Below are 11629 nucleotides of genomic sequence, written 5' to 3' on the forward strand. Positions count from 1 at the left end.
GTTTTAAAAAAGATTAACGGAGTTTTCATGATTCATTTAACTGAAAATGCTGCAACTCATATCAGCAATTACATCAAGAATCGCGGTAAGGGTGAAGGCATTCGCGTTGGCGTGAAAACTTCTGGCTGTTCTGGTCTAGCTTATGTACTTGAGTTTGTCGATGATATTGACACGCATGACCAAGTATTCGATCAGTTTGGCGTAAAAGTATTTGTTGACCCAAAAAGCTTAGTTTATCTTGAAGGTATGGAGATGGACTATGTGAAAAATGGTTTAAACGAAGGTTTTGAATTTAATAACCCAAATAAAAAAGGTGAATGTGGCTGCGGCGAATCGTTTACGGTTTAAGCCTTTTCCACGCTCCTTTTTCGCATTAAAACAGTGTAAAATTCACTGTTTTAATTGCATTTAAAGCAACACTTTTTGCACCTCTATTGCGGACACCATCTCCCATGAATCATTTTGAGTTGTTTAACTTACCTGTAGCACTCGATATTGATTTAGCAGTTTTAAAATCTGAATTTTTAAAGTTGCAGCAACAATATCATCCAGATAAAGCCGAAGACAAAGATCTAGCCCTGATTAAATCTAGTGAGATTAATCAAGCATTTAAAGCTTTATCCAATGTTGATAGCCGCGCTGCATATCTTTTAAGTCTTAAAAAACAAGATTATCACCTTGATCAATCAATTAGTGATTTTGAGTTCCTACAAGATGCCTTAGAAATTCGTGAACAGTTAGATGAGGCATGCTCTGCTGATGACCTCACTTCACTTAAAACTGAAGTTCAGCAATGGATTGACGGTTTGGTTCGTGAATTCAAGATTGATTATGACGACGAAGACTGGGCTGAAGCACGTGATACCGTACGTAAATTACGCTTCTTCAAAAAAGTAATGGCTGACATCGATAAAGCTGAAGATCGCTTCTTAGACGACGATAGCTTTGATTTAGACGATGATTTTTAATTTATTTTTTATATTTGACGTTCAAAGGATGTAACACACATGGCTCTCTTGCAAATTGCAGAACCTGGTCAATCAAGTGCGCCGCATGAACACCGCATCGCAATTGGTATCGATCTTGGGACTACACACTCTTTAGTAGCCACGGTACTTTCTGGTAAAGCGAAAGTGCTTAACGATGAACATGGTCGTGTGTTACTCCCTTCTATTGCACACTATGGCGAATCCACTGCGCAATATGGTGACGACGCAAAGGCATTCTTAACGACTGATCCTAAAAACACCATCGTTTCTGTAAAACGCTTTATGGGTCGTTCTAAAGCAGATATCAAATTCCAACATCCGTACAACTTAGTCGGTGAAGCGAATGAAATGCCTGCTTTTGAAACTGCACAAGGTCGTAAAACACCAGTTGAAATTTCTGCAGAAATTTTAAAACAACTTAAAGACCGTGCAGAAAGCAGCTTAAACAATCCAGTAAATGGTGCTGTCATTACTGTACCTGCCTATTTTGATGAAGCACAGCGTCAAGCAACGCGTGATGCAGCGCAGCTTGCAGGCTTAAATGTACTCCGTCTTTTAAATGAACCGACTGCTGCGGCAGTGGCTTATGGCTTAGACCAAGACACCAATCTTGCACATGATCAAAACTATGTGATCTACGATCTGGGTGGTGGTACTTTTGACGTTTCAATTTTACGTTTCTCTCAAGGTGTTTTTGAAGTTCTAGCAACGGGTGGCCACACGGCGCTTGGTGGTGATGACTTAGACCGTCTGATTGTAAAATGGGCAAAAAAACAACTGAATATTGAAACTTTAGATGATGCTGAATATGCCCATTTCATCGTTTCTGCTCGTAAAGCAAAAGAAGCTCTAACCGAGGCTGAATCTGTAGAGCTTAAAGTCCTTGATCAATCATTGACTTTAGACCGCCCTACTTTTGAATCCATCATCAAAGTTGCTTTGGATAAAACCATCAGCGTTTGCAAACGTGTCATGCGTGATGCCAAGCTTGAGCTCAGCGATATTCAAAATGTGGTATTGGTCGGTGGTTCTACCCGTTCATATGCTGTGCAAAAAGCTGTTCAAGATGTCTTCAATCAAGAACCACTCTGCACAATTAACCCTGATGAAGTTGTGGCCATTGGCGCGTCGATTACAGCAAACCAACTTATTGGTAACTCTAAAGATGGTTCATTGCTTTTAGACGTCACACCGCTTTCTTTAGGTTTAGAAACCATGGGCGGTTTGGTTGAGCGCCTTATTTCGCGTAATACAGCCATTCCAGTGGCGCGTCGCCAAGAATTCACAACCTATCAAGATGGTCAAACAGCGATGTTAATTCATGTTGTACAAGGTGAACGTGATCTGGTTGAACATTGCCGTAGTCTAGGTCGTTTCGTGCTTCGTGGAATTCCACCGATGACTGCAGGTCAAGCACGTATTGAAGTGACTTTCCAAGTTGACGCAGATGGTTTATTGACGGTGTCAGCCAAAGAAACCACTTCTGGTGTGCATGCTCAAATTGACATCAAACCTTCTTATGGTTTATCTGATGCCGACACTGAACGCTTACTGATTGATGGTTATAAGTTTGCTGAAGAAGACAAAAACTTACGCCATCTTCAAGAAACCAAAGTGGAAGCAAAACGTGAACTTGAAGCACTTGATCAAGCACTTAAAGTAGATGCTCAACTTCTCAGCCAAGAGCAACATAGTTCCCTCACTGCTGCACGCACAGTTTTAGATGCTGCACTTGAAACGACAGATATCAAAGCTATTGAACATGCTGTAGAACAGCTTAAAATACATAGCGATGCATTTGCTGCAGCTCGTATGAATCAGCACATTGATGCCGCATTGAAAGGCACAAAACTCGATGATTGGTCAAACTCAAATTAATTTATAGGTCAAGATTATGCCACGTATTAAAGTACTGCCTCACGCAACAATCTGCCCAAACGGCGCTGAGTTTGAAGTCGAAGCAAATGCTAACCTTTGCGAAAGCATGTTAAAAAACGGCATCAAAATTGAACATGCATGTGATATGTCTAAAGCATGCACCACTTGCCATGTGGTTGTACGTAAAGGTTTTGATGGTCTAGATGAAATGGATGATGTCGAAGCAGATCTTCTCGATCGTGCTTGGGGATTAGAACCAGACTCTCGTCTGTCATGCCAAGTAAAAATTGAAGATGAAGATTTGGAAATTGAAATTCCTAAATACACCATCAACCATGCTTCAGAAAATCATTAATTTATAGATAATTTTCTATAATCAAAAAGCCAGTTCATCGTAACTGGCTTTTTTATGGATAAATTTATTTAATATTTCAAAAATAAGAAGTTTTTATAAAAGCATGAACTGAGTTATTGTTAAAATTTTACGTGATACGATTAGATCTAATTTTTACAATGTATATGTGAAATTAAGAGTGAGATTCAGTTTTTTTGACTTCTTCAATAACTTCATCTTCTAAATTCAGTTTAACAATACCAGCAGAGTTGGTCATTTTTTGCTGTGTTTGTAGGCGCTGAATCATGCGTTCTAAGACATGTATTAGTTCTGGATATTCAAAGTTTTGTACTTCATCTAAGTTCAACAATAGATTAAAGCCTTTATATTCGTAGTCAAACCAACGTTGATAATCTGTTTTCTGTGAGGTGTATTTTTCCATCACTTGCCAAGTACGTACTGGGCCTTTGATGCCTTTTAAGAAGATCGGCGCTTTGGGTGCACATAAATAGTCATTTTTCACTAAATGATGCGTATCGTCTGAAATCAAAATTTCATCGACTTCGGCAGCGCTTTGCAAGCGTGCAGCCAAGTTAGCATCACGTCCAACGATGGTATAAGCCATACGGTGAGCTGCACCATAGTTCCCAACGTGGCAATACCCTGTAGAAATACCCATACGAATGTGTAGCGGCGGATAACCCATTTTAATCCAGCGTTCACGTAGCAACTTCATTTGCTGACGCATGACCATTGCCATCTCTAAACAGGTTTTTGCATCTTGCTCTACACCTTGGCTATGTGGATCACCAAAGAAAATTAGAATTGCATCACCCATAAATTTATCGACAGTCGCTTCATACTGTTTGGCAATCTCAGTCATATGACTCAAATAGTCATTGAGTAGAAATGCTAAATCGTCTGGGATTAATGTTTCAGAAAGTTCTGTAAACCCTTGGATATCTGAAAAGAAAATCGTGAGTTTTTTACGTTTATATTCGATTTTAGCTTCAGACTCACCTTTCATAATCGATTGCCAAAGCTGCATTGGCGCATAACGACTCAATTGATTGGCGAATTCCATATAACGATTCATCTGATCATAATAATGGTTCTTTTTATTACTCAACGACTGAACTTGGGTATGTTGATAAAAAGTCCCCACACTGAAATAGGTAATGAGGCATAAAAAGCCAAGAACGGTTAATTCACTGCTGGTTGACTCAAAATACTCTTGAAAACCAAAGACATAAATATTACACAAATAAAATACAGTGACGCCTACAATTCCTGCCAAGGACATCATTAAGAAATTAATTTTGTTATAAATGGTTGTATACAGCAGTGCAAAGACCGCAAGAAAGGTTAAAACGAGGCTTAAATGTACTGCAGACATCAGCACAGCAATAACGATGATATCGATCAGAAAAAGTACATTACGCTTAACTTGATTGCTATATCGATAAATTAGCCAATGGGAAAACTTGGGAACAACTAAAATCAGAAAAAATAAAAATGCAGGAATGTAGATTTGATATTGCGTATCTGGCTGAGTGTAATGATAGACAACAATCACCAAAGACAGCATGATATATCCCATCAAACGATGAAAATATTCAAACTGTTTAGGCTCTTTGCTGATTAAATTGTCTAACGGCACTCGATCGCCCCCATACGGACACTCATTCTTCTACTATCCTGATATTGTCCGTAAATCGGGATTAGTCCATACGCCAATCGAAAGGCATATCGCCTTGACCACGTAGTGCAAGCATTAGTGTTTGGCGCATGTGTGCCAAGACATCATTGTTATAAGGAACTGCTGGCGTACCCCAAACTGGTTTCGGCCAAGCCACATCATTTTGATAACGAACAACATGATGAAAATGTAATTGTGGAACCATATTACCCAATGCAGCTACATTCATTTTGTCTGCACGGAATACACGTGACAATTGGCTTGATAACCAGCTTGATTCACGTAAAAACTGTTCTTGGTCTGCCTGACTTAATTCATAAAGCTCTGTAATTCCCGGAACACGTGGAATCAAAATAAGCCACGGGAATTGCATATCATTCATCAAACGACATGTTGACAGAGGAAAGTCGCCTACATAAAACGTATCTTGAGCAAGTTGTGGATGTAAACTAAACATATCTTTATAAATGATGCAAAATTAGAATGATGGCTAATACTATCACATCCTTATGGGTGTGAATATTCTGTACAGAACGTTTCATTACAAATAAACTGCATTTGAATAAAACGTTGCTTGCTTATGACTCTAATAAATTTTTCAAAAAAATCAAGCGTTTCTTCTATATAAAAAACACGCAGAAAAATCTACTCATTCTAAACAAGCAATTTATACGCCAAATCTAGTGATTTGGCGCCAATTCCTTCAGCAAACTGTCTAATAAGTCATTTATAAATTGAATGCGTTTGTCATATTCTTCGAGCATGACCATCACTTTTAGACGCTGTCCACCTTCCATTCGGAAGAAAGTCGGATGCTTTTGCATCATTTGAATGATCGATATGGCTTGAACTGGTGTATCTGGTGAGAACTCAATACTGCCGCCATGTGAACTGATATCAATTTTTGTGATACCCAATTGTTCCGCTTTTAAACGCAACTGATGGACAGAGAATAATTGCTTAACGGCTTGTGGTGGCAAGCCAAAACGATCGATTAACTCCATACGAATGTTATCGAGTTTCTCTTGAGTATCCGTATTACTAATGCGTTTATAGAACAATAACCGTTGATGTACATCACCTAAATAATCATCTGGAATTAAGGCTGGCATGTGCATGCTAATTTCAGCCGTTAATGACAATGGAGAGTCAAAGTTAGGCGTTTTACCTTTTTGAATGGCTTTGGTGGCTTTTTCAAGCATTTCCATATACAGGCTATAACCGATGGTTTGCATTGAGCCACTTTGCTGTTCACCCAGCAACTCACCTGCGCCACGAATTTCTAAGTCTTCTGTAGCCAACATGAAGCCCGCACCCAAAGTCGATGCACGAGAAATGGCATCTAGGCGTTTTTCAGCATCACCTTTTAAACCTTTGAGCGAAGGCACTAGTAAATAAGCATAGGCTTGATGGTGCGATCGACCAACACGACCACGTAGTTGGTGCAACTGCGCTAGTCCAAGTTTATCTGCACGCTCAATCAAAATGGTATTGGCGTTTGGCACGTCAATCCCAGTTTCAATAATGGTTGAACACACCAGCACGTTATATTCTTTGTGATAGAACTGCTGCATGATTTGCTCTAGCTCACGCTCACGCATTTGACCATGTGCTACCGCAACTCGGGCTTCAGGAACCAATTCACGTAGAGTTTCTGCCGTGCGTTCAATGGTCTCGACTTCATTGTGTAAGAAATACACTTGCCCGCCACGTAATAGTTCACGCAAGATGGCTTCTTTAATCGAATCCCCAGTGTGTTCTTGCACAAAAGTTTTCACGGCAAGACGACGTGCAGGTGGCGTTGCAATAATAGATAGATCACGCATACCACTAAAAGCCATATTCAGCGTACGTGGAATAGGCGTTGCAGTTAGCGTTAGCATATCAACATCGGCACGTAAAGCTTTAATTCGCTCTTTATCACGTACACCAAAACGGTGCTCTTCATCCACGATCATGAGACCGAGATTTTTAAATTGCACACTTTCCTGCAAGATTTTATGTGTGCCAATCACAATATCCACTTTGCCTTCTGCGAGGTCTTCAATGGTTTTGGTATGTGATTTTGATGAACCAAAGCGTGATAGGACTTCAATACGTACAGGCCAGTCCGCAAAACGGTCTTTGAAAGACTCGTAGTGCTGCTGTGCCAACAACGTGGTTGGAACAAGTACAGCCACTTGTTTGTTATTTTGTACTGCCACAAATGCAGCACGCATGGCCACTTCTGTTTTACCAAAACCGACATCACCACAAACCAAGCGATCCATCGGCTTCGTTTGTTGCATGTCATAGAGTGTTGCTTCAATAGCATTGGCTTGATCTAAAGTTTCTTCATAGGCGAAGCCACTGGCAAACTGCATATAGAGACTTTGATCCAGTTCAAATCCATAACCCGGCTTCGAGTGACGACGGGCTTGAATATGTAAAAGTTCGGCCGCCACATCATGGATTTGCTCTAGTGCTTTGCGTTTCGCTTTAGACCATGCATCTGTGCCCAATTTATGTAATGGTGCTAGATCTGGGTCACCACCGCTATATCGGCTAATTAAATGCAGGTTTGTCACAGGGACATACACTTTGGCTGCATCGGCATAGTCTAACTGCAAAAATTCATGGTCTTGCTCATCGATACTCAAGGTAATTAAACCTGCATATCGCCCCACACCATAATCAATATGAACCACAGGTGCGCCAATACTTAGCTCGGTTAAACTGCGAACAAGGAACTCTTCTGATACTTCCTGTTGGCGTTTACGACGACGTTGAACCACACGGTGTTCATATAGCTGATTTTCAGAAATTACACTGAGCTTATCAGTTAGTAATAAACCACGATCTAAGGGTGCATTAGTGATCGCAATCGCATGCATAGAATGCATAAAATCATCAAAACTTTCGACCGTTGGGATATCACCCAAACTTGGACGCAATGCATCTTTTAAAGTTTCACGTCGACCAGCGCTTTCAGCCACCAAAAGCACTGGATAATTTGCCGCATCGATATATTGCTTAACCGCAGAAAATGGCTTTTCACGTTTTGGATCGACCGGTAAACGGGGTGGAATCTCAGCAGTAAGATTGATCACGCCATTACGTTCATCAAAAGCCTCAGGTGAAGCCACGATACGACGGCAGAGATTTAATTGTTCTAACACTTGATTTGGTTGTAGGAAAATCTGCTCTGGCGGCAAAATCGGTTGGTCGACATTATGACGGCGGTCTTCATAACGACGCACAATATCCGACCAAAACTGAATCAATGTGTCATCTATGGCTCTGTCTGTAATGACAATGCCATTCTCAGGTAAGTACGAAAACAGGGTACTTTGCTCTCTCATGGCTTGTTCAGAGAAGAACAACGGAAAATAAAACTCAATACCCGGTGAAGCTATACCATCTTGTACATCTTGATAAATTGGGTTTTTCTTTGGATTTGCTGTCGGAAAATTTTCCGCATATCGATCACGAAACAGTGAACGTGCTTCTTTTAATGGAAATTCTTTTGCAGGTAAAACCGTAAAATAATCTAAGTTTTGGGTGGTTCGCTGAGTTTCAGGATCAAAGAATTTGAGGGTATCGATTTCATCATCAAATAAGTCAATACGAATCGGTGAACTTTGCCCCGAAGCGTAAATATCCATGATGCTGCCGCGTACTGCAAATTCACCATGATCATAAACGGTATCCACCAAGTGATAGCCCGCTTGTACTAATCTTAATTTTTGTTGTTCGATATCAAATTTTTGACCTACTTTAATATCAAAGTGTTCACCTAATACCCAAGATGCCGGTGCAACTCGCTGCGCTAAAGTTGTTGCTGAAACCAACAACACACCTTGCTGTGGCATATTGGACAAAATCGCCAAGCGTTCAGAAACAATGTCTTGATGTGGCGACAGCCGGTCATAAGGTAAAATTTCCCAATCTGGGAAAATAGTTGGCTTAATTCCGTAAAATTCCAGCTCACTTTCTAACTGCCCGAGATGCTGATTATTACGTGCAACAATCACAAACAACTGTTTGGATTGTTTGCTAATTTCTTTAAATAATAATGCAGCAGATGAGCCTTGTAAGTTTCCGACCCACCGCTTTTCGCCAGCTTTAAGCTGTTTAAGATTGAGTTGTGAAATTTCTTGCTGGAACATGATGTAAATAGCTTTTAATGTTTTAATCACTTGGTGATCATATTAACACGATGCTTTTTACATTCCGAGATTTAAGCAACTATATACAGTGTTTTAACCAATGTGGATTTGTGATTGTATTTTCTATTGATGAGTACCCTTAACGCACCCATCAAACTCAAAAACTGCCATTGATTCTTTTACTTACGATCACGGATGAATTGACGATAATAATCATTCAATAGTTTGACATAATGTTTAAATTGCAACAGATTTTCTTCAGTATTGCCTAATCGTGCAACAAAGCGTTGATTTGCAATTTCCAAGTCTATTTTTTCATTGATAATCATTGCAGTCGCATAGAGCTGTTTTAAATCATCGAAATTTGTCATTTTTCTATTCGACAGATATTCCATACGTTCAGACAATGTATTTAAAACTACGCCTTCAATGATATAACCCTGAGTTTCATCATATTGAATGTGGTGTTGTTCTAAGTAAAGTTGCTCAGGCGACTCTTTAGCACCTTTGAATAAATCGACTAACTTATTAAACATCTGACTATCTACAACATGATAAAAAACCTATTGTACTTCGATTACATCCTTTTTTGGGCAAGTTAAAGTATTTCTGACTTTATCTATGCGCTAAATTTTTCATCCAAACCTTCATGACTATATAGAACTATAATTACGATCTTAAGCAAATATAGCGTTTTATTTTCAACCCAATACTTTCTTTTAGAAATCTAAAACATCACTGCCATCAGATTAGTTTTCTAGATTTACCACTGATTTCTTCAAATAAAAAACGAAGGATTAACCTTCGTCATTTACTCATCATGGGGCTATTTAAAAGTCTTAAATAAGCATTTAACTCACTTGAGCGAGTGGCATACTAAATGGTGTCACTTCAGAAACTAAATTTTCAATCGAGAAAATTTCATCTAATTGACTTTCAGTTAACAGCTCTTGCTCTAAAACCACTTGGCGAATGGTTTTATTTTCGGCAATACATTGCTTACCGATTTCATCACATTTTGCATGACCTAAATATGGATCGAGTAAGGTCACGATTCCTACACTACGCATCACAGCATCAAAACATGCTTGCTCATTTGCCTGAATTCCTTGGATACATTTGCTATCTAATGTTTTTACGGCATTCACCAGAAGCTCAATCGATTCATTCATGGACAATGCAATGACCGGCTCCATGACATTTAATTGTAATTGCCCTGCTTCCGCAGCCAAAGTAATGGTTAAATCATTACCCATCACTCGAAATGCAACTTGGTTGACCACTTCAGGGATCACGGGATTGACCTTTGCAGGCATGATCGACGAACCTGCTTGTAACTCAGGTAAACGAATTTCCGCAAAACCTGTTCGTGGCCCCGAACTTAAAAGACGTAAGTCATTACAAATTTTAGAAAGTTTGACAGCTAAACGTTTTAAGCAGCTCGATAATAAAATAAATACGCCACAATCACTGGTTGCTTCGACATAGTCTTCTGCACCTTGCAATTTTAAACCAGTCAAATGAGCTAGATTTTCAACGGCCTTCGCTGCATAACCCGCAGGAGAATTCACGCCAGTACCAATTGCCGTCGCACCTAAATTAATTTCCAATAAAAGCTGTCGATTTTGCTCAATCAACTTTAAATCTTCTTTTAATAATGTTGCAAATGCACGGAATTCTTGCCCCAAAGTCATCGGAACAGCATCTTGTAACTGTGTACGCCCCATTTTGATGACATGTTTAAACTCATCGGCTTTAATATGTAAGCTTCCAATTAGCTGATTTATAACCACAAATAAAGCATCAAAAGCGCTAAATGTTGCTAGACGCAGCGCTGTTGGATAGACATCATTGGTGGATTGTGACTTATTAACATGATCGTTTGGATGAATCCGTTGATAACTGCCTTTAGCATCTCCGAGCAACTCAAGGGCAATATTGGCAATGACTTCATTGGCATTCATGTTAATAGAAGTGCCTGCTCCACCTTGATAAATATCAATTGGAAATGAATCTGCCCATTGTTCAGGATGATCAATCAATGCATCACACGCCTGCTGAATTGCTTGGCGAATATCATCTTGTATTAAGTTAAATTGATAATTGGTTTCTGCTGACGCTTTTTTTACCTGAGCAATAGCGCGTACAAAGTTTAAATTTTGTCCGACATGCTGCTTTGATATTTGAAAGTTTTCGATGGCACGCAATGTATGTATACCGTAATAACATGACTGCGGGACTGCTTTATCCCCCAATAAATCATGCTCAATTCTCGTTTTTTCCATTTGAACCGTTGTCACTGCGTATTCCCTCTAATTACGCACCAAGACTGTGCATACCTCATATTCGACCTGTTCAAATCATCTCACTACAGATGATGTGATGCACATTTGCAACCAAATATTTCAAATGCACATTTCTTGTTCACCATGTAACATTGTGTAATTTTTACCTAATTTCATTAGTTCTCTTTTTGTGATGAAAAGTCTTAAGTAGATTTACATTTCAAATTTTAAATTCCCTTCTGTACAACATTTCAGCAGCACAATAAAAAATTCGATTTGTAATAAGAAAAAATATC

The 11629-nt window shown here is 39.3% G+C and carries 9 protein-coding genes; 4 read left to right on the plus strand and 5 right to left on the minus strand.

Features of this window, described 5'->3' with window-relative positions; all coding sequences use genetic code 11:
- Nucleotides 1–27 precede the first annotated feature (27 nt).
- From iscA to fdx, 4 genes are all read left to right on the plus strand, one after another.
- Nucleotides 28–348 carry an iron-sulfur cluster assembly protein IscA gene (gene iscA / locus FTT77_RS08870; RefSeq protein WP_078188668.1) on the plus strand — a complete coding sequence of 107 codons (321 nt, stop codon included), beginning with the start codon at nt 28–30 and terminating at the stop codon, nt 346–348.
- A 104-nt stretch (nt 349–452) separates the two neighbouring features.
- Entirely contained in the window at nt 453–968 is a 516-nt protein-coding gene (gene hscB / locus FTT77_RS08875) for a Fe-S protein assembly co-chaperone HscB (protein WP_180109195.1), read from the plus strand.
- A 39-nt stretch (nt 969–1007) separates the two neighbouring features.
- Entirely contained in the window at nt 1008–2867 is a 1860-nt protein-coding gene (hscA, locus tag FTT77_RS08880; protein ID WP_180109194.1) for a Fe-S protein assembly chaperone HscA, read from the plus strand.
- Between the two features lie 16 nt (nt 2868–2883).
- Nucleotides 2884–3222, plus strand: coding sequence for an ISC system 2Fe-2S type ferredoxin (gene fdx, locus FTT77_RS08885; RefSeq protein WP_078188671.1), 339 nt, complete (start codon nt 2884–2886; stop codon nt 3220–3222).
- Nucleotides 3223–3394: 172 nt separating this feature from the next.
- On the opposite strand, the gene FTT77_RS08890 is transcribed toward fdx, so the two are convergent.
- The 5 genes from FTT77_RS08890 to aspA form a co-directional block, all read right to left on the minus strand.
- Complete coding sequence (locus FTT77_RS08890; protein WP_078193484.1) at nt 3395–4861, minus strand: adenylate/guanylate cyclase domain-containing protein; 1467 nt, start codon at nt 4859–4861, stop codon at nt 3395–3397.
- Nucleotides 4862–4922: 61 nt separating this feature from the next.
- Entirely contained in the window at nt 4923–5357 is a 435-nt protein-coding gene (locus FTT77_RS08895) for an HIT domain-containing protein (protein ID WP_067762788.1), read from the minus strand.
- A 223-nt stretch (nt 5358–5580) separates the two neighbouring features.
- Nucleotides 5581–9048, minus strand: coding sequence for a transcription-repair coupling factor (gene mfd / locus FTT77_RS08900; RefSeq protein ID WP_180109207.1), 3468 nt, complete (start codon nt 9046–9048; stop codon nt 5581–5583).
- A gap of 179 nt (nt 9049–9227) precedes the next feature.
- A complete protein-coding gene (locus FTT77_RS08905) occupies nt 9228–9584 on the minus strand; it encodes a hypothetical protein (protein ID WP_180007827.1) in 357 nt (118 codons plus the stop codon).
- 315 nt (nt 9585–9899) lie between these two features.
- On the minus strand, nt 9900–11348 hold the full coding sequence (aspA, locus tag FTT77_RS08910) for an aspartate ammonia-lyase (protein WP_180109193.1): 1449 nt from the start codon (nt 11346–11348) through the stop codon (nt 9900–9902).
- Between the last annotated feature and the right edge of the window lie 281 nt (nt 11349–11629).

The organism is Acinetobacter sp. YH01010 (assembly GCF_013420775.1).
Taxonomy (GTDB): domain Bacteria; phylum Pseudomonadota; class Gammaproteobacteria; order Pseudomonadales; family Moraxellaceae; genus Acinetobacter; species Acinetobacter amyesii.